This is a genomic window from Pseudoalteromonas sp. DL-6 (assembly GCF_004328665.1).
In the GTDB taxonomy this organism is placed as follows: Bacteria; Pseudomonadota; Gammaproteobacteria; order Enterobacterales; family Alteromonadaceae; genus Pseudoalteromonas.
This window is the reverse complement of sequence record NZ_CP019770.1, coordinates 2,382,114-2,407,742: the sequence shown is the minus strand read 5'-3', so window position 1 is coordinate 2,407,742 and position 25,629 is coordinate 2,382,114. Positions and strand designations below refer to the sequence as shown.

The following is a 25,629-nucleotide window of genomic DNA, read 5'->3' as shown; positions in this document are numbered from 1 at the left end:
ATGAAAGATATTCTTCTAGGCGTGAACGTAGATCATATTGCAACGCTTCGCCAAGCTCGAGGTACTTCTTACCCAGATCCAGCCCATGCAGCCAGTGTTGCAGAACATGCCGGTGCAGATGGCATTACGATTCATTTACGTGAAGACCGCAGACACATTCAAGATCGCGACGTGTATGTGATGGCTAAAACCATTCAAACACGTATGAACCTTGAAACCGCAGTAACCGATGAAATGATTGCGATTGCACTTGAGGTTAAACCTGAATATGTTTGCTTAGTACCAGAAAAACGTGAAGAGCTTACTACCGAAGGTGGCTTAGATGTAGCGGGTAATATTGATAAAATAGCCGCAGCGACTAAAACCCTAACGCAAGCCGGTATTAAAGTATCACTGTTTATAGATGCTGATAAAGCGCAGTTAGACGCGGCAAAAACCTGTGGTGCACCTTATGTTGAAATTCATACTGGGGCCTATGCAGATGCAACTAATGATGAAGACACCGCAAAAGAGCTTGAGCACATCCGCCAAGGCGTTAAGTATGCAGCGAGTATTGGCTTAATTGTTAATGCCGGCCATGGTTTGCATTATCACAACGTGAAGCCAATTGCAGCGATGCCAGAGATTTACGAGCTTAATATTGGTCACGCTATTATTGCCCGTGCAGCGATTGATGGTTTAGATAAAGCAGTGCGTGACATGAAACGCTTAATGCTTGAAGCTCGCGCTTAGAATCATAAATAACAATAGACAAGACGAGCTATAGCTCGTCTTTTTTATTGTTGTTATCAATGTTGGCATCAACAAGTAAGTTTTCCAGCTCGTCTTGAAGTTCAAACAGTTCGGGCTCTATATTATCAAGTACGCATTCATTTTTTAGTGATGTTTCGATCGTTTCAGCTAAGGTTTTTAGCTTTGGTACGCCGGTGTAGCAACACGCTCCATGAAACTTATGGATCACGCTGAGTACTTGATGGCAATCATTACTGACGATTGCTTGATTTAATAAGTTTAGGGTTTCGGGCACGCTTAATAACAGCATATTAAGCATCTCATTGGCTAATTCGGGTTTACCGCCTGCACGTTGCAGCGCCAACGTCCAATCAAGCCGAGTGCTATCAAAAGGCGCGGTGCTATGTTCAAATGTGCTTTTTGACTTATCACGGCTTACAGGTAACTGCGGACTATGATCGCAAATAATTTGGTTGAGCATATCTTCGTCAATTGGCTTAGTTAAATAGCCTTCAAAACCATCTTTTAATAATTGTTCTTTTTCACTATTAAGTGCATGCGCAGTTACGGCAATAATAGGTGTATCTTCATTTAAAGATGACTCTTTAATGAGTTTGCAGGCTGTAATGCCGTCCATTATCGGCATTTGAATATCCATAAAAATCACATCATATTTATGACTTTTACTTAAGCTGTAAGCTTGTGAACCATTATGCGCGGTATCAATCAATTCAACCTGTTCATTTAGTAGGGTGTATATTAATTTTAAATTAGCGTCGTTATCATCTACCACTAATACCTTTAATGGCAGTAGAGTTTGTTCATGCTGATCTATGTTATGCGCCGGGTGATCAAGTCGATATGGTGCGGCTAATAACTCACATAATTTACGATGGTTGAGCGGTTTACTTAAACAGGCATCTGCGCCGCTGCCTATAAAAGCTTCACGCATATTATGCGATACAGTATTAAGCATTAAATATAAATAATCGGTTGATTCCCTAACCGCTTTTACATAGCTTTTTAAGCGCTGCATATCGTCAACCGATGCCATGTGACCAATAAGGCATATATCAAAATTAATCTCTGATTTCTCGATACACTCTAAAAATTCACTTTCGCTATGACATGGGGTGACGCTGATTTTCCACTCTTGTAATAATGAAAGTACGGCATGATGAGTATGTTTATGTGGCTCTAAGTAAAGCACACGCTTACCAATTAATGACTGGGTAGGCAAATCGTTGGTGAATACGTGGTTTGGTAATCTAAATACGCCATTAAAAGTAAAGCATGTGCCACTACCTGGAGCTGAATTTAAGGTAATACGGCCATTCATTGCCTCAACAATATGTTTAGTAATAATAAGCCCTAAGCCAGTGCCACCAAATTTGCGGGTGATACTGGAGTCGGCTTGACCAAAGGCGGTAAATAACGCGTCTTGTTTATCGGCAGGAATGCCCACCCCGGTGTCAGCAACCGACACTAAAATGGACGTGCGCTCCTCATCTAATAAACGATGGCTAATATCGACTTTAATCGCACCTTTTTCAGTAAACTTAATCGCGTTACTTAACAAGTTAATAAGCACTTGTTTAAACCGTGTGGGGTCACCGGTTAAGTGATCGGGCACCTGAGGATTTATATAAATAGAGAGCTCAAGTTGTTTGTCGTGAGCGCTAGGTGCCAGTAATGTCATCACTTCGTTTACGCTGTCGCGTAATTGAAATTGAATCGATTCAAGCTCCATAGCGCCTGCTTCTAATTTAGAGAAATCTAATATATCACTAATAATGGTCAGTAAGCTGTTTGCTGAGAGCTCAATGGTATCAAGGTAATCTTTTTGATTTTTATTTAGCGGTGTTTTATAAAGCTGGCGAGTAAAGCCAATTACCCCGTTAAGTGGTGTACGCAATTCATGACTCATTTTTGCTAAAAAGTCAGACTTAACGCGGTTAGCATCTTGGGCTTCTTTTTTAGCCATAGTGAGCTGTATATTTTGCGTTTCGTATTGTTCAAGTGTTTCGCGGTAATCGCTAGTTGCCTGATCAATATTTTTTTGCATTTCGTCTTTTTGCATCACCATAGAGTGGGAGATGGTATTGAGTCCTTCACGCAATAGTTCAAACTCACCATTCATGGGCTCAGTTAACCCTGTTTGTCTTTTCCCTTCAATTAACCTGTCGGTAGCAAGTACTAACTTATTTAGCGGTGTCATAAACATACGACTAAGTTTTAGTGCTAAAATAGCAGCTAATACTAAAGCAAAGATAATAATAATACCGCTAACTAATAATGCGCGTTGCTGACCAATAACGGCCTTGTCGCGATTAAGTTGGATCACCACGGTACCTAATGTGGTTTGAAACTCAGAAGTATCCCAGTCGCTATTGGGTGTTGTATGGTTAATGATAGGGGTAAAGAAAGTCACTAATTCTTCAGTTTGCTGAACATGTGTGGCTTTAAAGCTGTCAATTTGTGTTTGCTCAATTAAGGTATCGAACGAGCGATGATAATTACTGGTTATAATAAGTTGGTTGTTATCATTAAAAATAGCAATTGATTTAACCGCTGGTGAGTGTTTGTTGTGTGTATAACGAATAACACGGTTAAGTAGTTTTTTATTTTTTTCCAGTAAAGGTTGTTCAAGAGCAATCGCTAAAGGCTCAGAAATTGTTGTGCCTTGTTGATATAAAATTTCATCAAGCTCAATGTAACGATTTATTGTAAAATAACCACCTAGTAATAGCCCAATGATCACTGTGGGGATCAGGGTGAGTGTTAAAACAGAATCGCGCAAGCCTAGTTTGGTCATAATCTGAGCATTATTATCATTTTTATTAAATGTGAGTATATACATACTCATAGCTATTCTCAAAGTAGAGACGTAATTCATCAACCTTTAAGGTAATGCCTCATGGCACAAATATTCAAAGCAAAGAAAAAACCACTACAACAGCAATCGCTAGAACTCGATATTACAGCAATGGATCACCATGGCCGTGGTATTGCTAAGTACAATAATAAAGTGTGTTTTGTTAGTGGAGCATTACCTGGTGAGCGAGTAAAAGCCAAGTTAGTTGATGATAAAGCACGTTACAGCCAAGCTGATACGCTTAAAATAATTAAAGCTAGTGAATATCGTACAGCGCCTATTTGTGAACACTACAGCCAATGCGGTGGTTGCCAGCTACAGCATTTAGATGCCACACAACAGGTAATTGAAAAGCAGGCGGCGGTGAATCAATTATTTGCCAAGTTTGCAAAATTAACTAATTTGAACTGGCAAGCTCCGCTGCTCAGCCAAGCAACCCACTATAGACGCAGTGCTCGGGTTGCTGTTATGTTCGACAAGGCCGCAAAAAAAATGCGGGTAGGCTATAGGGCACGTGGCTCTAAAAGCATTGTTAGTATTAATCAGTGCCCAGTATTAAGTGACGTATTTGCCGATGTATTTAATGTATTTGATAAAGTCATTAATCAACACAAGACGCTGCACAGTATTAGTCATTTACAGTTATGTGCCGCTGATGAACAATCTTTTATTGTTATTCGTCATACAAAAGCGATTTCGCCCACAGATAAAGCGTTTGTTGAGCAAAGTGTGGCAGCTCATAATTGGCAATTAGTGTGGCAAAGTGACAGTGACACCATTGATCATTCACATTTAGCTATGCCATTTTATAAGCTTGAACAGCTAAATATAACGTTTGAGTTTGGGCTCAGTAACTTTATCCAGGTTAACGCGAGTGTAAATCAAGCGATGTTAATTCAAGCTGCAAAGTGGTTAGCACTTCAAGGCGATGAAAATGTTCTGGATTTATTTTGTGGTATTGGTAACTTCTCTTTAGTGCTAGCCAAACAGGCTAAAACAGTAACAGGAATTGAAGGCGTGGCTTCGGCGGTTGCATTAGCAACGCAAAATGCGCACACTAACTCTATTACTAATACTCAGTTTCATTGCTTTGATTTAACCACTAGCATTAAAAAAGCGCCATGGTTTAATAAAGAATTAGATGTTTTAGTGCTCGACCCCTCACGCACTGGTGCTATGGCAGTTTTAGAACAGCTTCCATTAACGCAGTTTAAAGCGATTTTATATGTCTCTTGCGACCCTGTTACTTTAGCCCGTGACAGCGCTATTATTTCGCAAGCCGGCTTTGAGTTGAATAAAATAGGGCTAATGAATATGTTTCCTCACACGGGGCATATCGAAACTATGGCGTTATTTCAACGGAGGTAAAGCGCATTATGGTAGCGACACGTCAATCTCATCAACATGATAAAGCGGGTGACTTTTTTTCACGCGTAGAATCTCTTGATTTGTCTCAAGAAAAAATCAGCTTACTCAACAAAGCGCAGCAGCTTTGCCAAACGTGCGATAACAGCGAGCGACAAAATACCGCTATAGAAATGGTGGAGATTTTAGTTGAGTTAAATTTAGATGCTGACTCTTTAGCCACCGCCTATTTAACCCCTTATTATTTAAATGATGTAGTGAGCATTGATGCGGTAGAAGAGCATTTAGGCAACCATGTTGCAGTACTGCTTACAGGTGTGTCACAAATGGCTACCATAAGTACCTTAGCTCATCAAGGCAACGGCACTGTGCAAGTCGATAATATTCGCCGGATGCTGCTTGCCATGGTGGAAGATGTGCGCGCTGTGGTGATTAAATTAGCCGAACAGGTTTGCCATTTACGCAACGTCAAAGATGCCGCAGAAGAAGAGCGAGTAGTTGCCGCTAAAGAGACCGCTGATATATTTGCACCGCTTGCCAATCGTCTTGGTATTGGTCAATTAAAATGGGAGCTTGAGGATTTAGCTTTTCGTTATTTGCACCCCGATATTTATAAAAATATTGCTAAGCAACTCGATGATAAGCGCCTTGCCCGTGAAGCGTATATGGTTGATATGGTTGAACAGGTCAAACAACGCCTCCATGAAGCGGGTATTAAAGCTGAGGTGTACGGCAGGCCAAAACATATCTACAGTATTTATAAAAAAATGGCTAAAAAGAACTACGAGTTTGATCAGCTATTTGATATACGCGCCATGCGAATTGTGGTTGAACGATTGCAAGATTGCTACGGTGCTCTAGGTATAGTGCACACTAATTGGCGTCATTTAAATAAAGAGTTTGACGATTACGTTGCGACCCCAAAACAAAATGGCTATCAATCTATTCATACGGTTGTGTTTGGTCCTGAGGGTAAAACCGTTGAAATTCAAATACGAACGCACGACATGCATCAAGATGCAGAGCTGGGTGTCGCCGCGCATTGGATGTACAAAGAAGGCGCATTACCAGGGCGTGGTTCAGGCTATGAGCAAAAAATTAGCTGGTTGCGTAAGTTACTGCAATGGCAAGAAGAAGTGGTCGATGGTAGCGACTTAGCACAAGAGCTTAAAAACCAAGTGGTTGAAGACCGCGTCTATGTATTTACCCCTCGTGGAGATATTTTTGACTTACCGCTAGGGGCAACACCTCTTGATTTTGCTTACTACATTCACTCCAATGTAGGGCATAGATGTATTGGTGCAAAAATATTTGGTAAAATAGTGCCATTTACTCATCAGTTAAGCACTGGTGACCAAGTTGAAATACTAACCCAAAAGCAGCCAAACCCAAGCCGTGATTGGTTGAATCCGTCGCTGGGTTATATTAAATCGTCTCGCGCTAGAGCCAAAATCCACCATTGGTTTAAACAGCTCGACCGCGATAAAAATTTAAGTGCGGGTAAAGAGATTCTTGATAATGAGTTACAAAAATTAGAGCTAACTTACAAAGATTTAGACCCCGCTATAAAGCGGTTTAATTTTAGAGAACTTGATGACTTAATGGTCGCCATTGGCGCAGGCGATATTCGCCTTAACCAAATGCTTAACTTTATTACCGACAGAACAGAGCATGAGCCGGTAATTCGTTTCAAATCGCCTAGTAAAGTGACCGGTGATAAAAACGGTATTGTGGTTGATGGGGTCGGCAGTTTAATGAGCCATGTTGCTCGTTGTTGTCGCCCAGTACCTGGTGATGAAATCATTGGTTATATTACTCAAGGGCGCGGTATTGCGGTGCACCGAGAGGATTGTGACTCGTTTAGTAATTTAAAAAGCAAGCACCCAGAACGCGTTATTTCAGTAAGTTGGTCAGATGATATTAGTAGCTCTTATGCGTTAACTATTCGTATTGAAGCCAGTGATCGTTCTGGGCTAATTCGTGACATCAGTTCTGCACTGGCCAATGAAAAAGTTAATGTGCTCAATATGAACGTAAACACGGTTGATAGCACACAAACAGCTATTTTTGTGATGCAAATTGAGGTACATGACTTACAGGGCACAAACAAAGTGCTGTCTAAGCTACATCAGATCGAAGGGGTACACAGTGCAAAACGAGGGCAGTAATCAGGCTAATAATGAGGCTTTAAGCCAACTGCTGGAAATAATGCAAACACTAAGAAACCCTGAGGGCGGATGCCCTTGGGATCTCAAGCAAACGTTTGCGTCAATCGTACCTCATACCCTTGAAGAGGCTTATGAAGTGGCTGATTGTATTGAGCGCGGCGATTTAAGTGAACTCAAAGGTGAGCTAGGTGATCTGTTATTTCAAATCGTGTTTTATGCGCAACTAGCGCAAGAGCAGCAATTATTTAATTTTAATGATGTGGTGGCCCAGTTAAATGAAAAGCTAGTGCGTCGTCATCCGCATGTATTTACAGCGCAAGACACACCCACAACTGATGCCGAATTAGCCGCGCAATGGCAAGCAATAAAAGCACAAGAGCGTGCTACTAAACCTCAAGATGAAAGCTCAGCACTATGGCAAGATATACCAAACAGTTTACCTAGCTTAACAAAAGCTAAAAAAATTCAACAACGTGTAGCCGCTTTAGGTTTTGATTGGCCTACTTATCATGGAGCTATAGATAAAGTGAGTGAAGAGGTTGAGGAAGTCAAAGAAGCCTTAGCTCATAACCCTTACTCAGCGCATACAGCAGAAGAGCTAGGTGATTTGTTGTTTGCTACCGTGAATGTAGCGCGCCATGTTAAACGTGATCCGGAGCAATTACTTCGTAGTGCCAACGATAAGTTTTCTGCACGATTTGAAAAGGTGCAAAATTACTTAATTACCCAGGGTAAATGTATTGAGTCTGCGTCTTTAGAAGAAATGGATGCGGCATGGGATGCGATAAAAAAAATTAAATAAATAGGGACATAAAAAATGTCTGTTTTTTGTGCACAGATTTGCCATTTATAGCTGGATTGCTCAGCTATGTTTTGGTACAATTTCGCCCCGTCTTGTTTATATTCCAAAATCACTTGTTTGGGTATTATATTCCTTTTAATTCCTGATATTCTAGGGTTCGCATGAGTACAAAATTTATCTTCGTTACTGGCGGAGTTGTTTCTTCGTTGGGTAAAGGTATTGCAGCAGCATCATTGGCCGCTATTTTAGAAGCCCGTGGCTTAGATGTTACCATTCTAAAGCTGGATCCTTACATCAACGTTGACCCAGGCACAATGAGCCCAATTCAACACGGTGAAGTATACGTTACCGAAGACGGCGCAGAAACGGACCTTGATTTAGGTCACTACGAACGTTTTATTCGCACCAAAATGACCAGCCGTAATAACTTTACGCAAGGGCGCGTATATGAAGATGTACTACGTCGCGAAAGACGTGGTGAATATCTTGGCGCAACTATTCAGGTTATTCCTCATATTACCAATGACATTAAGCAACGTGTTTATGATGGCGCAGAAGGCCATGATATAGCAATCGTTGAAATTGGTGGTACGGTAGGCGATATTGAATCACAACCATTTATCGAAGCAATTCGTCAAATGGGTACAGAAATTGGTCGTGAACGCGCACTTTTTATTCACTTAACCTTAGTGCCTTTCTTAGGCCCTGCCGGTGAAGTGAAAACAAAACCAACTCAGCACTCAGTTAAAGAGTTACGCTCGGTAGGTATTCAACCAGATATTCTTATTTGTCGCTCAGACCGTAAGCTGCCAAATAACGAGCGTGCAAAAATTGCATTGTTCACAAACGTTGAAGAAAAAGCAGTTATTTCACTGCCTGATGTAGACAGTATTTATAAAATCCCTGCGTTATTAAAATCGCAAGAGTTAGATAACTTTGTATGTCGTCGTTTTCATTTAGACGCGCCTGAAGCTGATTTAGCTGAGTGGGAACAAGTATTGTATCAAGAGTCTAACCCAACGGGTGAAGTGACAATTGGTATGGTAGGTAAATACATTGAATTACCAGATGCATACAAATCAGTAAACGAAGCATTAAAGCATGCAGGATTAAAAAATCGTTTAACTATTAATATTCAATACGTTGATTCACAAGACTTAGAAACCAAAGGAACGGATGTTCTTTCTCGCTTAGATGCTATTTTAGTGCCAGGTGGTTTTGGTGGTCGTGGTGTTGAAGGTAAGATTTTAGCGGCAAAATATGCTCGTGAAAACAAAGTGCCTTACTTAGGTATTTGTTTAGGTATGCAGGTTGCGCTTATTGAATACGCACGAAATGTTGCCGGTTTAGTTGATGCAAATTCAACTGAATTTAACGCAAACTCAGAGTCGCCAGTGGTTGGTTTAATCACCGAGTGGTTAGATGCCGAAGGTAATGTTGAATTACGTGACGAAAAGTCTGATTTAGGTGGCACTATGCGTTTAGGCGCACAAAAGTGTCATTTAACACCTGGCTCTAAAGTACATGAAGTGTATGGTAGCGACGAGATTGTTGAACGCCATCGTCACCGTTATGAAGTTAACAACAACTTTGTAGCACAGCTTGAGCAAGCAGGTTTAAGCTTTACTGGTTTATCTGAAGATAAAAAACTAGTAGAGATTATTGAGAACAAAGATCACCCTTGGTTTATTGCGGCGCAATTCCATCCGGAATTCACTTCAACACCACGTGATGGTCACCCGCTATTTGAAGGGTTTGTAGCTGCGGCTCATACCTACCAAAAAGCGTCTTCGTAATTTAAAAAGGCTGTGCATGATGCGCGGCCTTTTTTGTTTCTAAGGCTAGCCAACTCAGGTTAGCTGCACTCACCATTTTGGGAATATAGAGGAATCAAGATGTCAGAAATCGTAAAAGTAATCGGTCGTGAAATTATGGACTCGCGTGGTAACCCAACTGTTGAAGCTGAAGTATATTTAGCTGATGGTTCGTGGGGCCGTGCTGCTGCACCTTCAGGTGCATCTACAGGAACTCGCGAAGCATTAGAATTACGTGATGGTGATAAAGCGCGTTACTTAGGTAAAGGCGTATTAAAAGCGGTTGGCTTTATTAATAATGAAATTGCAGCAGCACTGAAAGGTCAAAATGCACTTGCTCAAAGTGATGTAGACCAAGTAATGCTTGATTTAGATGGTACTGAAAATAAAGAAAAACTAGGTGCTAATGCTATTTTAGCGGTTTCGCTTGCCAACGCAAAAGCGGCTGCACAATCTAAAAAAGTAGAGCTATACGAGCACATTGCTGACTTAAATGGTACGTCAGGTGTTTACTCTATGCCACTACCAATGATGAACATCATCAATGGCGGTGAGCATGCTGATAACTCAGTGGATATTCAAGAATTTATGGTTCAGCCAGTGGGTGCTACTAACTTCCGTGAAGCATTACGTATGGGTGCTGAAGTATTCCATAGTCTGGCTAAAGTACTTAAAGCAGATGGTCATTCAACAGCTGTAGGTGACGAAGGCGGTTTTGCACCAAACCTTGCATCAAATGAAGCTGCGCTTGCAGCCATTAAAGTGGCTGTTGCAAATGCCGGTTATGAGCTTGGTAAAGATATTACCCTTGCACTGGATTGTGCGGCCTCTGAGTTTTATAACAAAGAAGCAAATATCTATGACCTTAAAGGTGAAGGTAAGCAATTCACATCTGAAGAGTTTAACCACTTCTTAAAAGATTTAACTGAGCAATACCCAATTGTATCAATCGAAGATGGCTTAGATGAGTCTGATTGGGATGGCTTTGCACACCAAACTAAACTAATGGGCGATAAAGTTCAATTAGTGGGTGATGACTTATTCGTAACCAATACTAAGATTTTAAAACGCGGTATTGATAACGGTATTGCTAACTCAATCTTAATTAAATTTAACCAAATTGGTTCACTAACAGAGACGTTAGCAGCAATCAAAATGGCAAAAGATGCAGGTTTTACAGTGGTTATTTCTCACCGTTCAGGTGAAACTGAAGATGCAACCATTGCAGATTTAGCGGTAGGTACTGCTGCAGGTCAAATTAAAACGGGTTCATTAAGCCGTTCAGATCGTGTTGCTAAGTACAACCAATTGCTACGTATTGAAGAGCAATTAGGCGCTAAAGCACCGTACAATGGTTTAAAAGAAGTTAAAGGTCAGTAATTTTTTAGGTTCTGATATTTAAGATTATAAAAATCCTCGCTTAGGCGGGGATTTTTTGTAAAAAATAGCAAAAAAGAGACAAAGGAACGGGCTACGAGCATCGAGCTACGGGCGTTAAGCAAGCAGTGCGAATGTCTAAGTTAAACAAGCCAAACGTTAATTACTTTTCATCAATTAAAGCTGAAATTGCTGCTTTAAAATTTCACCGGTAAAACTGGTTTTTAAATAAAAGCCACGCGGCAGGGTTTTAATTATTTTCCCGTTTGGGCCTATAGCGTCGGTAACAATATGGCTATTCGCTGCTTTTGGTCGTATTTGCATTACATCCCCTAAATGTCCTGATATTTCATCTACCCGGCCAAGGGCTATAAGCTCCATTTGCTCTTCCCAGTCACGCTGTAATTGTGCATCTTGTACCGCACTAGGTTGCCATAAAAAGCCACTGCCTATGGTTCTATCAAACGGGGCAATATCGCGCTCACTTAAAATAGGTAGCCATAAAACATGATTCAACTTTTTACGTACGCTACTTGTGTGCCAGGTCATACCGGTTACATTCATTAGTGGGGTAACCGACACAAACGTGGTTTCTAATGGTTTGCCTTTATATGAAATGGGCAATGTTTTGAGCTCTATACCTAAATCTTCAAAGTCGGGGAGCGGTTTTGAACCGGCCGTTGCGCCTAATACATATTCAATCAGTTGGCCCGTCCAGCCTTTTTCACGTAACAAATCATCAGGTGTTTTAAAATGATACTGCTGTGCTAACTGGCCAAGTGTAAGCCCTGCAATATTATTGACACGTTGCATTAGTTGATTAATTGAATGAGGTTTTAAAGGTTGCATACTGTTAATTTAGTTGAATAAATAGCAGTGTCATGATAGCAAATTAGCTTGGTAGTGGATATCTTTAGCGGTTGGTTGATTTTTGTACGCGGTGTGGTTGGTGCAATTTTATGCACTGCTTTAAAACTATAGTTTTAGATAAGCAGCTGAAATATATTGTTTTTTTTGTTTTTAGTGTTCGGTTTTAATTAAGGTCTATAATTGTTGTAAGGATAAATACAGATGTATAAACATGTTTATCCACAGATTCTGTGGAGAACATCACTTTTTTGATCTTGTATTGTGGATTTGTTTGCTAAATGAGCGTGTTTTATGAAAGTTATGCACAAGCTGTGAGTAACCAACACAAACAGTGTGGTTTTTATGTATTAATTCATGCCAGAGCTGTTTGTTATTAATATGCAACGGATTTCGTCATTAATTTACCTTGCGCGAAGGCGTTCACGAGGCTTGCGCGTAATAGTATTTGCCGTATTGCAACTAATGTGGAACAATCATAAAAAATCGACTTACAAATGAGGCACTAAGGTGATTGATGCCGAAGGTTTTCGTGCCAATGTCGGAATTGTGATTTGCAATAATCAGGGGCAAGTGTTTTGGGCCAGACGTTATGGTCAACATTCTTGGCAATTTCCCCAAGGTGGTGTTGATGATGGTGAAACACCAGAACAAACTATGTACCGTGAATTACACGAAGAAGTAGGTTTGCGACCAGAAGATGTAGAAATAGTTGCAAGCTCAAAACATTGGTTACGCTATAAATTACCCAAACGATTAATCCGCCGCGATTCAAGTCCGGTGTGTATTGGGCAAAAACAAAAATGGTTTTTACTAAAACTGCGCTGTAAAGATGAAGATGTTAACTTACTGAAAACCCATCATCCTGAATTTGATGATTGGCGATGGGTAAGTTATTGGTATCCGGTTAGACAGGTTGTGTCGTTTAAACGGGACGTTTATCGACGTGTTATGAAGGAGTTTGCTCCCTTTGCTATGCCCTTTAATAAGCGAGAGCAACAAAAAGATCACTGGCGAAATAAAAGGTAGTTTTACATAAAAAGGAGCAGTGTATGCTGGCAACACTCAGAGCGATAGCTGAGTCTGTTTCGCAACAAGCGAATTTAGACAGTGCGTTAGTGTGCTTTGTGAAAATGGTAAAAGATGCCATGAATACCCAGTGCTGCTCCATTTATTTTGCTGATTACAGCCAAGATAATTTTGTATTGATGGCCACTGAAGGTTTAAACCCTGATGCTGTGGGCAAATTTCGGATAGGCTTTACCGAAGGACTTGTAGGGCTTGTTGCTCAACGTGAAGAAGCAATTAACATTGCTTTTGCAAAATCGCACCCTCGTTTCAAACTCTCCCCAGAAGTTAACGAAGAAGGCTATAACGCTTTTTTATCTGTGCCTGTTGTTCATCAAAAAAAAGTTTTAGGTGTTATTGTTGTCCAACAAAAAATGGCGCGGGTATTTTCTCAAGATGAAGAGTCGTTTTTAATAACGCTTTCTGCGCAGTTAGCTTCGCAATTAGCCCATGCCGAAATAAAAGAAGTTTTGCGCCAAGATGAGTCTTCCCATCAAACGTCTGTATTAAAAGGCGTCTCTAGTGCACCAGGGATCAGCATAGGTAAAGCATTTGTTGTTATTCCTAAACTTAACTTTAAGTCTATAGAGCTTACTAAAAATAGCGATGTTAATGAACAGCGGCGTTTATTCACCCAAGCGGTTGCTGCAACCCGTAAAGAGTTTAGTACCTTATCGATGACATTAAGCGACACCATACCGCAAGAAGCGCTGGCTGTATTTGATGTTTATCAGCAATTATTAGATGCTAAAAGCTTAGGTCATAATGTAGAAGCGCAATTACAAGAGGGGTGGTGTGCAAAAAGTGCATTAAAAATTGTGATTGAACGTTTAGTTGCGCAGTTTAACGAAATGCAAGACCCTTACATTAAAGAGCGTGCAGTTGATGTAAAAGACATTGGCTTACGGGTGCTGCATCATTTAGTGAATACCGAGCACGCAATAAAAGACTACCCTGAAAACACCATTTTAATAGCGCATACATTAACCCCTGCGATGTTAGCAGAGGTGCCCAATGAGCGTTTAGCTGGGGTTGTGAGCATTAATGGTTCAGCTAATAGCCACGCCTCTATTTTAACTCGTGCTATGGGTGTGCCTGCGATTTGGGGTATTGAAGATTTACCGCTATTGCAGTTTGATAGCAAAGAAATGATTTTAGATGCCTTTTCTGGGCGTTTATATATTTCGCCTTCGCAAATGCTTATTGATGAGTATACCGAGTTACAATACCAAGATAACTTGCTTAACAATCGATTTTTAGAAGAACAAGCACTGCCAGCAATCACGTTAGACGGCGAGCATATTAGTTTATTGCTTAATGCAGGGCTTGAGCTTAATACCCAACAAAATAGTGCCCATATTTGTGATGGTGTTGGCCTTTACAGAACCGAAGCGTGGTTTATGCAAAAGGGGCAGTTTCCTTCGCAACAAGAACAGGAAAAGTGGTACCGCGAAGTACTTAGCAGCTATTATCCTAATCCGGTGGTTATGCGTACCTTAGATATTGGTGGCGACAAAGTTTTAGATTATTTTAATATCACCGAAGAAAACCCATTTTTAGGATGGCGTGGTATTAGAATTAGCTTAGACCACCCCGAGCTTTTTTTAGATCAACTCAAAGCGATGTTAAAAGCCAATATTGGCTTAGGTAATTTAAAAATAATGTTACCGATGATCAGTGGCACTGATGAAGTTGAAGAGTCACTGGCACTGTTTAATCAAGCTTATTATGAATTAAGCGAAGCATTTCCAGAGCAACTAATAGAAAAGCCAGATATTGGCATTATGCTTGAGGTACCTTCGAGTGTATTTATGCTACCAGAGTGGTCTAGAAAAGTTGATTTTTGCTCAGTCGGTAGTAACGACTTAACTCAATACTTATTAGCCGTAGACAGGGCAAATGCACGTGTAGCCGATTTGTTTAATCCTTATCACCCCGCGGTATTGCGCGTACTAAATAATATTGCCAATGAGTGTGAGCATTACGAACTACCTTTTAGTTTATGTGGGGAGCTTGGCGGCGACCCCGAAGGCGCAATATTACTGATTGCTATGGGGTATAGGCGCTTAAGCATGAACTTATCGTCACTAAACAAAGTAAAGTGGGTGCTAAGGCGCTTAAATGTAAGCGACATGGAACATTTACTAAGTGAATGTTTAGCACAGCCTAACGCTAAACAAGTGCTACGTTTAACCCGTAATTTTATGATAGAGCATCAGCTAGGTAATTTATTTTATACACCTAAATGATAGAGCTGTAATTGTTTATATAATCAATTAAAATATACATATAATTAAATGTATTAGAGATAACTATGTATGAACTAGGACTTCTAGTTGCAAGTTGTGCGCTATTAGGTTGCGTTGTTGGTTTTTTAGCAGGGCTACTAGGTATAGGCGGTGGTTTAATTATTGTGCCAGTGCTAAGTAGTTTGCTGCTTAGTTTTGATGTAGCCGCTGCTGATCATGTGTTAGTTATTGCCATAGCAACATCTTTAGCTTCAATTTTATTTACTTCTACCTCTTCAGCATTAGCTCATCATAAAAATGATAATGTGCCTTGGAAAATTGCCCCCTGGGTTATGTCGGGTGTGGCCATTGGCGCATTGGTTAGTGGTTTTGCTGCCAGCTTTATCCCTGAGAAAATGTTAAGAACGGTGTTTGCGGTCAGTGTGGTTTTTATTGCAATGAGAATGGTACTTTCTGCTCGTAATAAAGTGGGCGCAGAACATCCTCTGCCCACAGGCCCTGTACTGGGTAGTATTAGTACGGTAATGGGCGCTTTGTCTGGATTGATAGGTATTGGTGGTGGCGCATTACTTGTGCCTATGTTGCATTATTTTTCGGTTGATATTAAAAAGGCAATTGGTTGCGCTGCTGCATGTGGTATTGTAATTGCTTTTTTTGGTTCTATTGGTTACATCAGCGCTGGTTGGCAAGTAACTGACTTAGCGCATGGTTTTATGGGGTTTGTATATTTACCCGCTTTATTTGGGATTGTTGTTACCTCATGGTTTATAGCGCCTATTGGGGCTAAGGCAACGCACTACTTACCTGTGAATACAATTAAGAAAGTTTTCGCGATGTTACTGGTTTTCATCGCTATTAAAATGGTTTTTAGCTAAAGGTTTATTTTTATGGCACTGGAGTTTCCTCAAATTGATCCAATAATATTTTCTGTTGGACCACTTAGCGTTCGTTGGTATGGGTTAATGTACTTAATTGGTTTTGCGTTTGCGATGTGGTTTGCTAATCGTCAAGCGAAAAAATCGGGTTCGGGTTGGACTAAAGACGAAGTCAGTGATTTACTCTTTTACGGCATGCTGGGCGTTATATTAGGTGGTCGTATTGGTTATGTTCTGTTTTATCAATTTAGCTATTTCATTGAAAACCCCTTATATTTATTTAGAATCGACCAAGGTGGCATGTCGTTTCATGGCGGCACACTTGGGGTGATCACTGCTGTTGCTATTTTTGCTTGGACACGTAAAAAATCCTTATTACAAGTTGGCGATTTTGTAGCACCTTTAGTGCCTGTTGGTTTACTTGCCGGGCGTATTGGTAACTTTATTAATGGCGAATTATGGGGTCGCACTACCGATGTACCATGGGCTATGGTATTCCCAACAGGAGGCCCGCTTGCACGTCACCCATCACAACTTTATGAAGCTTTTTTTGAAGGCTTTGTATTGTTTGTCATATTATTATGGTTTATTAAACGCCCACGCCCTGCAGGAAGTGTATCGGGTGTATTTTTATTAGGCTATGGCGTATTTAGATTTTGTATTGAGTATTTTCGCCAACCCGATGCTCAATTGGGGTTATTTGCCGACTTTATTTCAATGGGGCAAATTCTATCGTTACCGATGATAATTGGCGGGTTAGGCTTACTGATTTGGGCGTATAAACAACCACAATCGCAAACAGCGGCAAAAGTTTAAAAGAAGAAGTTAGATGAAACAATATTTAGAATTATGTCAGCGCATTGTTGACCAAGGACAGTGGGTTGAAAATAAACGCACTGGTACGCGTTGTTTAACGGTTATAAACGCTGATTTAGAATACGATGTGGCTAATAATCAGTTTCCTATGATCACTACTCGAAAGAGCTATTACAAAGCGGCGATTGCCGAATTGTTAGGCTATTTAAGAGGGTACGACAGTGCTGAACAGTTTCGTAATATAGGCTGTAAAACCTGGGATGCCAACGCCAATGAAAATAATGCGTGGCTCAATAATCCTAACCGCAAAGGTGAGGATGATATGGGGCGAGTTTATGGTGTTCAAGGGCGTGGTTGGCAACGCCCTGATGGTTCAACACTGGATCAACTGGCAAAAGTCATTAATAATTTAAAAAATGGCATAGATGATCGCGGCGAAATTATTACATTTTACAACCCGGGTGAATTTGAACTTGGTTGCCTGCGTCCATGTATGCATACGCATACGTTTTCGTTATTGGGCGATACCCTTTATTTAACGTCTTACCAACGCAGCTGTGATGTTCCACTAGGGCTTAATTTCAATCAAATTCAATGCTTTGTATTACTTGCGTTAGTTGCGCAAATTACCGGCCATAAAGCGGGTAAGGCATATCATAAAATTACCAATGCTCATATTTATGAGAACCAGCTTGATTTAATGCGAGATGTGCAATTAAAGCGCGAGCCATTTGCTTCTCCCCAATTAAAAATCAACCCAGAGATTAAGTCGCTCGAAGACATTGAAACATGGGTAACACGTGATGACTTTGAGGTGGTTGGCTATCAATGCCATGAAGCGATTCAGTACCCATTTTCAGTTTAAAAAATAAGGAGAGCATAATGAAAGCAGTGATCCCTGTAGCGGGCCTTGGAACGCGTATGTTACCGGCAACTAAAGCAATTCCAAAAGAAATGCTGCCAGTTGTAGACCGTCCACTCATTCAATACGTTGTTAGCGAAGCCGTTGCCGCTGGCATTAAAGAGATAGTGTTAGTAACGCATTCGAGTAAAAACTCAATCGAAAACCATTTTGATACTAGCTTTGAATTAGAGGCAACGTTAGAGAAACGTGTAAAGCGGCAATTGCTTGCCGAAATACAGTCTATTTGCCCTAACGACGTGACAATTATTCATGTGCGTCAAGGTGAGGCAAAAGGGTTAGGTCACGCTATTAACTGTGCAGCCCCTATTATAGGGGATGAACCTTTTGTGGTTATTTTACCCGACGTTATTATCGATGAAGTAGAAAGTGATTTAACGAAAGATAACTTAGCAGAGATGATCTCTCGTTTTGAGCAAAGTAAACACAGCCAAATTATGGTTGAACCAGTTCCTAAAGATGACGTAGATAAATTTGGTGTTGTTGATTTAGGTGATGTTGAGTTAAACCAAGGTGAAAGCTCACCCATTAAGAGCATGGTAGAAAAGCCTCCCGTTGACGAGGCACCTTCAAATCTTGCTGTGGTTGGTCGTTATGTGTTGAGCAAAAATATTTGGCCATTATTAGCTAAGACACCTCAAGGTGCAGGGGATGAGATTCAACTAACAGATGCAATTGCGATGCTTATGCAAGACGAAAAAGTAGACGCTTATGCTATTAAAGGCCGAAGCCATGACTGTGGCAGTAAAGTTGGTTATTTGAAGGCGACGATAGAATTTGCTTTGCGCCGTGATGAATTTGCTGATGAGCTTAAAACCTTCATTAAAACATTAATCTAAATAAACTTATCATTATTTAAAGCGCCTATATGGCGCTTTTTTTGATTGTAAAATCACTTTTACATAATTTTAACTATAACTATTTTTGCAGTTATACAGACAGATCTGGGTTTGTGTTGTAATCTTTATGTTAACCCAAGTTGTTTTGTAGTTAACGTGCTTTATTAAGCCAATCGCAAATTGGCTCAATTTAGTGGTCTAAACTGTTGAAAGAGAAACAATCAATGTGTGAATACAGCATAAAGTATCACCGATATCTAGTTATAGCTTTACTTATGTTAATAGGGAGTGGCTGTACAATATCGCCTGATAAAACATCGTTAAATGAACAAGTTAAAGACTCGCCCGAATATGTAACCATTACCGCACTTGAGCTTGCACAGCTAAAAGATGCCGCCTTGCAATGGCAACAGGCGCGCTCTGGTATTGAGCGGCTATTAAAATTAGAACGCGAGCTTACATATTTAGTTGATAATTTAGATATTATTAATAGTAAAGCAATAGCGCAATCAAATCAGGCTGTTAGCAATCGCTATGCACGCTCATCAATTAAGGCTAATACATCGCCAAACCTCAGGTATGGTAATAACTACGCAAGCACGTCAGATAAAGTTGAGCGCCCAAAGCAAAGATATAGTAATCGCTACGCAAAACCAACTAATAGGGACGATCTACAAAATCAGCGATATAACAGTCGCTATGCAAGTGTACCTAAAAAAATGATTACAGCCCCTTCAAAAAGCTACAGTAACCGCTCTGTTCGTTCGCCAGTGAAAGCTATTAATCCAAGGATGAATAAAAAGGTCGCTTCTAAAATATCGAAGGCAACAAAAGTGGCAATGGTTGATACTAATAAAAAGGTATTTGCTTTGCAGGTAGCGTCGCTTGATTCAGAAGAGAGTGTTGCTAAGCAGTGGAAGAAAATTAATAGAAAAGCGGCGCCTCTATTCAGAGATAAAATTACTACTAACGTGGAAAAAGCCAAGGTCAATAATAAAACCTATTACCGATTAAAGTTAGGTGAATACTATAACTTTAAGAGCGCCGAGGATGATTGTGAAGTGTTTAAATTTTATAAAGTTGATTGCTTTGTGAGTAATTACACGGATAAACCAATCAGATTATAAAATAATTTACTTGGCGCTTTTATTGCATAATAGCTATAGCTAGTTTTTTGTAATAGGTGCCTAAAGTGAAACTTCGTTTAATAATATTACTAATACCATTTGCATTAGTTGGGTGCAGCAACCAACTAATGCTCTCAAACCCTCAAAGCGACGATCTTGTTAGTAAAAAAGATATAAAACCTTACCTAGAGCAATGGGATAACAACAAAGAGCAAATAGCGCGCTTAAGCACCATGGAAGAAGACTTATCGTTATTGATTCAAGCACTTTCTGCACAAACAGATATTGATACCGTACCAGAGCCGATGAAAGAGAAAATTAAACGTGTTGAGTATGGCTCTAAGCAACCTTTACAACCCTCATCAGAAACCGTTTTAGCTGATAATACTACCAGTACAAATAAAGCGATTTACGGTGTGCAAATTGGTCGCTATTTAATTTCTACTGGAGCCAAAAGGCAAGTGCAGCGACTAAAAGAGCAATACCCTCAATTAAACAGTATTTTAAAATACCGCATTAATGAACAACAAAAAGAATCCACTACGTTTTATGATGTTGTAGCAGGCCCTTTGAAAAATCAGCAGCAAGCAGCGCAGCTGTGTTTGTTTTTTTACAAAATAGGTAATAAGTGTACCTTAGCGGCATTTTCAGAGGGTGTTTAAGGTTTTTAACGTTTATTTCTGCATCCTGTTATTATAAATCAAAATAAAGTAAATATTTTCTAACTTTTTAGTGATTTTGGCCGATACTTAACATAACCTGACTGACAGGTTTATAATTTATATCTAAGGGAAAACTATGAACAAAATATTTACTAAAGCAGCGTTGGCTGCGTCAATGGCAGTTCTTTCTTTCGGTGCTGTAGCTGAATCGGTTTCGTTTCAAGCAGGTGTTACAGTTCAAAATGCTTTTACCTTGACTAACGATTCGGCACTAGATTTTGGAACAATTCGTGCCTCAGCGGATTTAACAACAACTGAAACAGCTACCCTTGTGTTAGCTGCAAACCCAGCGACCTCACCTACAACAGCTTCTACATCGATTGCAGATGCTGAAATCGCAATTTTAGTACCAGGTGCACCAGCCGCTTTTTCTGTTTCTGGCGTGTCACCTTTCGGTTCACTGACAATTACAAATCCGACAGAAACTGCTATTTCACCTGATGCAGCACCTGCTGGTACTGCAGCATTTACTTTGGGTACTCCAACGTATTATGTGCTAACTGGCGCGACGCCTAACAGTGCAGCGACAACTACAATTCAGGTAGACGCAAATGGTGAAGCGACATTTAATGTTGGTGCTACATTAACTACAGATGCCACTACACCTACGAGTGACTACATTGATGGCACTTACAGTGGCTCATTCACATTAGAATTAAACTATTAATGAGCAAAGCCTGCTTTATTGTAAAGCAGGCTATTTTATGAAATTAATTTTATTCATTCTAGCAGCTTTCTTAACTTCAGGTTCGTACGCGCAGGTAACACCACTTGAGCAATTGAACTTTGGTAAAATTGTTATTAGTGATAATCAAAGTGTTAGCTCTATAACTTTGTTGCCTAGTAATACAAATACCTTAACCAATAAGATATATTTACTTGAAAAAGGCCATGCAGCTGAATTGTTGCTCGAAGGGTATCCAGCTCGCATTCAAGTAAATGTAAGTGACTTTATAAACGACCAACCTTTAAATAATATTTTCGGTGGTGCATCACTTATTTTAAATCAACTCATATACAATGCGACTATTACAACCGATACCACAGGGACTGCGTTATTGAGAGTTGGGGGGCAATTAAGTACCTCAGGTGACGGAAATACTTATAAAGATGGTATCTTTGATACTACAATTGAAGTGACGTTAAATTATTAGACAACTAGAGATATTGATTAAATGACAATAATAAAAACTTTTTTTATCTTAGTAAGCTTTATTTTAATTAGCTTTCATTCTTATGCAAACTTACTTATTTCTCCAACAAGAGTTAATTTTGATGAGCGTCAGCGTGTTGCTAAAGTTATTGTTGTTAATAACTCTAATGAACCTAAAACCTACAGGTTGGAGTGGCAAGACAAAGTTGCACTAGCTGGCGGAGGGTATGCTAATTTAGCGGCTGATCAAGAAAGTTCATCTTCACTTAAAAATATGGTTAGGATCAGCCCATCGCAAGTTAGATTAGCGCCAGGAGAAAGGCAAATAGTTAAGCTTGCTATTCGAAAGCCGAAAGGTTTAGCAGAGCAGGAATACCGCTCTCATCTAGCCTTTAAAGCACTCCCTAATGAAGCTCAAAGTCAGCAACAGAGACTAGGCATCAAGGTAAACTTACTCTTAAGCTACACGATTCCCGTTATTTTGCGAAAAGGTGCTGAAAAACCCAATGTAAATATCAGTAATTTACAGCTTATACACAGCCCAGAAAAAAAGGCGCTTGAGATTGAAATTAAGCGAGAGGGTGACTTTAGTTCTTTTGGTAAGCTAGAAGTTTTCTTTAAGCAAAAAGGAACGGATACAGAGAAAAAGATCGCCATGTTAAACGATTTTAGTATTTACCCAGAACTAAAAAGAACAACGGCGACGATACCAATTTTTGCAGATCAAAATATCCCGAAAAATGGCCAAATTCGCGTCATTTATACAGGGCTTAAAGAATATCGCGATACTATTTTTAGTGAAAAGTTTGCGCCAATCAATAATGCAATTATCGGTAATTTGAAATAGGCGATGTATTACTTTAAACGCTTAAAGTGGTTGTTGATCATTTTTTTATCAATTGGTCCATTATTAGCAGCAGAGCCTGACAATCAGGCCATTCTTGCTAGCATAAAAAAAATAGATAAAAAATGGCAGCAATACAACACTGAACAAGCTTTAAATGAAAGAACAGAGCCTGAGCTTAATGTGCAGCAAGGTGATGGCATCCCCGAAGGTGAGTTATTATTTTTTTCATCGTTCGTGAAAAAAAATTACCTGGGTGAAATGCTCGGGGTGAAAAGTAAAACCGGTGTATTAATAGATTTATTAAGTTTTTCAGAAAGCCTGGATTTTGCTATCGATATAAATAGCGATGACCTTATTGCTCAAGGGTGGTTTATTCGTGAAGATAATCAGTTTTATCTAGACCTAAATACAAACACAGCACAAATTAACGGCGCTAGATATTCATTTAACAGCCAACAAGCTTATGCTGATAACGGCGATATGTTTGTTGATAGTAACTTGCTAGCGCAGTGGTTTTCGTTAGATATTGATATTGAATATTCAGCACTTGAGCTATATGTAAGCTCCCCTACCAAATTACCTATAGAATTAAAACGCGAAAGAGAGCAGCGAGAAACTGTTACTAATATAGAGTCTCGTCAAGCTATATTACAGTGGAAGGCCAGTCCATACAGTGCAATTTCATCTCCTCTTGCTGATGTGCAGCTTAGTGCAACCAAGAGTAATACGGATTCAGCGATAGGGTACTCTGTATTAGGGTCAAATGACTTAGCCTATTTTAATGCTCAGTATTTTTTTGCAGGGCGAAAACAAGATTTACTATCAGATTCAAGATTATCATTTAGCCGTCAAAGTAAAGATGCACGGTTATTAGGTCCCTTAAATGCGACAACTGTTCAATTTGGAGATGTATTAGCAACTCAAGTCGGTAAACAATTTAATAGTAGTTACGCCAGAGGAGTAAAAGTTGATAACAAACCACTTTTTAAACAGGTTAATAGTAATCAAATTAATTTAACGGGTGCTATTCAACCAGGGTGGGATGTTGAGTTATACCGTAATGATGTACTGCTAGCGCAGCAGTTTAGTTTAGCTGATGGGCGTTATTTATTTGAAGATATTGATTTATTGTTTGGTGCTAATAATTTTGAGCTGATTTTTTACGGCCCACAAGGGCAAGTAGAGCGAAAAACAGAGCAATATTTTATAGATGGTAATAGTTTGTCAGCAGATGAATCGTTTTATGAGTTGTCGATTACTGAGCAAGGTGAGCAGTTATTTAATCAATCACTTTATTCGACAGAGGGCAAAGGTTGGCAGCTAGCGGGTCGTTATGAAACGGGATTAACTGATTATTTATCGGTTTATGCTGGTACATCAATATTAAATAGCAATTCGGGTGATAATGTTAACAATTATGCTTTTGGTTCAAACCTAAGTATATTTGATAAAGTATTACTTAATCTAGATTATGAAAAAAATAATAACGATGAAGATAAGCTAGAGGTAGCTGCTAGAGGTGAATTAATTGGTCAATCGGTACGTTTAAGTCTGTCTCAAAACAATGAGAAAATAGTTGGTGATACAGAAACAGCGAAAACTGAAAGTTATCGATTATATACGGCAGGAAAGTTGTTTGATAAATCATTTGGAAGTTTGAGTTATCAAAATACGCTCGCCTATAACAACAGAGAGTTTAGCGACTCATATTTAAGTGTTGATAATACCTTATCTTATAATTTAGGCGGTACCGTTGTTAGTAACAACTTAATTTGGCGAAAGTTTGATTCTTTAGATGATGCAACAACACTTGGCAGTATGCGTCTTCAACATAGATTTGGTAAAACATACACTCGTTTTAGTGTTGACTACAGCGCAGACTCCGGTTCAACTATACTGGGTTACCAAGCAGAATTAAGCCGTAGTTTATCTCAGAATTTACAATCTGAATTCACACTAAGAAACTCCCGTATAAATGATTTAGTTTCTATGGAGTTGGGTCTAAATTGGCAAAGCGATAGTTTTAGCTTAAATAGCACAATGAGTTACGACGATGATGATAATTGGCGACTAGGTTTATTTAGTCGCTTTAGTATTGGTTTTGATACGAACACTGACGAGTACTTTTTAAGTAAAAGAAGCCTCGCAAACTCTGGCACTTTAATGGTTAGAGTCTTTCTTGATTCAAATAATAACAATATTCAAGATGATGGAGAAAAGGGAATTGAGGGCGTTAAGGTAAAAGGAGTTCAAAACTATCGCCGAGCTGTAACCAACGAAAATGGTTTAGCGATTCTTAAAGGTATGCCAGCAAATAGAACAACCGACATAGTGATAGAGCCAGATAGTATTAGCGATCCTTTTTTAGTTGCCGCCAACGATGGCTTTTCTATTACGCCGCGTGCCGGCTTTGTTGAATATATGGAAATACCGCTTAATAACAGTAGTGAATTAGAGGGAATTGTTTACAAACAAGATGAGCAAGGCAGTAGTGAAGTACAGCCTTTTGCTACCGTAAAATTACTCGACAAACAAGGTAAGCAAGTGGCGCAAACGCAAGCTGCCTATGATGGCTATTATTTGTTTACCGATTTACGCCCTGGCGAATATAAAGCGGTTATAGATGATGAGTTTAAGCAACGTAAATCCTTAAAAGATACGCAACAGGTGGTGGTTAAATTACCAGCGCAAGGCGAAGTCGTAATGGGCGTTGACTTTGAGCTTAAAGAAAAAACACAAACGCCAGCGTATATTGCTAATGCGGGTGGGTTTTCATCATTGCCAATTATGAAAGCGTATTATCAACTTATTAAACGTCATTTAAATGAGCAATCAAAGCGAGATGCTTTTTATATTAAAGACGAAAAACAAAAACGGTATATTTTAGCCGTCGCTTATGCCGAGTCTGCGCAAGGGGAACTTGAACAAGTATGTGCAGAATTAAAAGTAAAAGGCTTGAACTGCCAAGTCCAAGCGCAACTTATTAGCCACTAATAACAATAAGGTTTAAC

20 protein-coding genes are annotated in these 25,629 nt (G+C 39.6%); 18 read left to right on the top strand and 2 right to left on the bottom strand.

Annotation, left to right across the window (positions count from 1 at the left end; genetic code table 11):
• Positions 1-732: a pyridoxine 5'-phosphate synthase gene (pdxJ, locus tag B1F84_RS11240; protein ID WP_008111769.1), complete on the top strand. Its 732-nt coding sequence runs from the start codon at positions 1-3 to the stop codon at positions 730-732.
• A 28-nt stretch (positions 733-760) separates the two neighbouring features.
• Here the strand turns inward: pdxJ and barA are convergent, their stop codons facing one another.
• The gene (gene barA, locus B1F84_RS11235) at positions 761-3,547 is read right to left on the bottom strand and encodes a two-component sensor histidine kinase BarA (RefSeq protein ID WP_205988856.1); all 2,787 of its coding nucleotides are present in this window, start codon (positions 3,545-3,547) and stop codon (positions 761-763) included.
• Positions 3,548-3,649: 102 nt separating this feature from the next.
• Between barA and rlmD the strand changes: the two genes are divergently transcribed.
• The 5 genes from rlmD (at position 3,650) to eno (ending at position 11,136) form a co-directional block, all read left to right on the top strand.
• Positions 3,650-4,975 carry a 23S rRNA (uracil(1939)-C(5))-methyltransferase RlmD gene (gene rlmD / locus B1F84_RS11230; RefSeq protein WP_131691458.1) on the top strand — a complete coding sequence of 442 codons (1,326 nt, stop codon included), beginning with the start codon at positions 3,650-3,652 and terminating at the stop codon, positions 4,973-4,975.
• Positions 4,976-4,983: 8 nt separating this feature from the next.
• Positions 4,984-7,140, top strand: a complete 2,157-nt coding sequence (gene relA / locus B1F84_RS11225) for a GTP diphosphokinase (RefSeq protein ID WP_131691457.1) — start codon at positions 4,984-4,986, stop codon at positions 7,138-7,140.
• Positions 7,121-7,942 carry a nucleoside triphosphate pyrophosphohydrolase gene (mazG, locus tag B1F84_RS11220; RefSeq protein WP_131691456.1) on the top strand — a complete coding sequence of 274 codons (822 nt, stop codon included), beginning with the start codon at positions 7,121-7,123 and terminating at the stop codon, positions 7,940-7,942. Before relA ends, mazG begins: the two co-directional genes overlap by 20 nt.
• 161 nt (positions 7,943-8,103) lie before the next feature.
• Positions 8,104-9,738, top strand: a complete 1,635-nt coding sequence (locus B1F84_RS11215) for a CTP synthase (protein WP_131691455.1) — start codon at positions 8,104-8,106, stop codon at positions 9,736-9,738.
• Between the two features lie 99 nt (positions 9,739-9,837).
• Positions 9,838-11,136 (top strand): phosphopyruvate hydratase, encoded by a 1,299-nt coding sequence (gene eno / locus B1F84_RS11210; protein WP_131691454.1) that lies wholly within the window; start codon positions 9,838-9,840, stop codon positions 11,134-11,136.
• Between the two features lie 174 nt (positions 11,137-11,310).
• Here eno and mutH read toward each other — a convergent pair whose 3' ends face one another.
• The gene (gene mutH, locus B1F84_RS11205) at positions 11,311-11,982 is read right to left on the bottom strand and encodes a DNA mismatch repair endonuclease MutH (protein WP_131691453.1); all 672 of its coding nucleotides are present in this window, start codon (positions 11,980-11,982) and stop codon (positions 11,311-11,313) included.
• 528 nt (positions 11,983-12,510) lie between these two features.
• Between mutH and rppH the strand changes: the two genes are divergently transcribed.
• The 12 genes from rppH to B1F84_RS11145 all read left to right on the top strand — a co-directional run bounded on the left by rppH (position 12,511) and on the right by B1F84_RS11145 (position 25,612).
• Complete coding sequence (gene rppH, locus B1F84_RS11200) at positions 12,511-13,029, top strand: RNA pyrophosphohydrolase (protein ID WP_008111786.1); 519 nt, start codon at positions 12,511-12,513, stop codon at positions 13,027-13,029.
• Between the two features lie 23 nt (positions 13,030-13,052).
• The gene (gene ptsP, locus B1F84_RS11195) at positions 13,053-15,317 is read left to right on the top strand and encodes a phosphoenolpyruvate--protein phosphotransferase (RefSeq protein WP_131691452.1); all 2,265 of its coding nucleotides are present in this window, start codon (positions 13,053-13,055) and stop codon (positions 15,315-15,317) included.
• Between the two features lie 65 nt (positions 15,318-15,382).
• A complete protein-coding gene (locus B1F84_RS11190; protein WP_131691451.1) occupies positions 15,383-16,192 on the top strand; it encodes a sulfite exporter TauE/SafE family protein in 810 nt (269 codons plus the stop codon).
• Positions 16,193-16,204: 12 nt separating this feature from the next.
• Positions 16,205-17,008, top strand: coding sequence for a prolipoprotein diacylglyceryl transferase (gene lgt / locus B1F84_RS11185; protein ID WP_131691450.1), 804 nt, complete (start codon positions 16,205-16,207; stop codon positions 17,006-17,008).
• Positions 17,009-17,021: 13 nt separating this feature from the next.
• Entirely contained in the window at positions 17,022-17,873 is an 852-nt protein-coding gene (locus B1F84_RS11180) for a thymidylate synthase (RefSeq protein ID WP_008111794.1), read from the top strand.
• 17 nt (positions 17,874-17,890) lie between these two features.
• Positions 17,891-18,769 carry a UTP--glucose-1-phosphate uridylyltransferase GalU gene (galU, locus tag B1F84_RS11175; protein WP_131691449.1) on the top strand — a complete coding sequence of 293 codons (879 nt, stop codon included), beginning with the start codon at positions 17,891-17,893 and terminating at the stop codon, positions 18,767-18,769.
• A gap of 275 nt (positions 18,770-19,044) precedes the next feature.
• Entirely contained in the window at positions 19,045-19,896 is an 852-nt protein-coding gene (locus B1F84_RS11170) for an SPOR domain-containing protein (RefSeq protein WP_131691448.1), read from the top strand.
• Positions 19,897-20,024: 128 nt separating this feature from the next.
• Positions 20,025-20,558, top strand: coding sequence for an SPOR domain-containing protein (locus tag B1F84_RS11165; protein ID WP_240701998.1), 534 nt, complete (start codon positions 20,025-20,027; stop codon positions 20,556-20,558).
• Positions 20,559-20,694: 136 nt separating this feature from the next.
• Complete coding sequence (locus B1F84_RS11160; protein WP_131691446.1) at positions 20,695-21,285, top strand: DUF4402 domain-containing protein; 591 nt, start codon at positions 20,695-20,697, stop codon at positions 21,283-21,285.
• Positions 21,286-21,322: 37 nt separating this feature from the next.
• Positions 21,323-21,772, top strand: a complete 450-nt coding sequence (locus B1F84_RS11155; protein WP_131691445.1) for a DUF4402 domain-containing protein — start codon at positions 21,323-21,325, stop codon at positions 21,770-21,772.
• A 21-nt stretch (positions 21,773-21,793) separates the two neighbouring features.
• On the top strand, positions 21,794-22,618 hold the full coding sequence (locus tag B1F84_RS11150; RefSeq protein ID WP_131691444.1) for a fimbria/pilus periplasmic chaperone: 825 nt from the start codon (positions 21,794-21,796) through the stop codon (positions 22,616-22,618).
• Between the two features lie 33 nt (positions 22,619-22,651).
• Positions 22,652-25,612 (top strand): MSCRAMM family adhesin SdrC, encoded by a 2,961-nt coding sequence (locus tag B1F84_RS11145; protein ID WP_240701997.1) that lies wholly within the window; start codon positions 22,652-22,654, stop codon positions 25,610-25,612.
• Positions 25,613-25,629 lie beyond the last annotated feature (17 nt).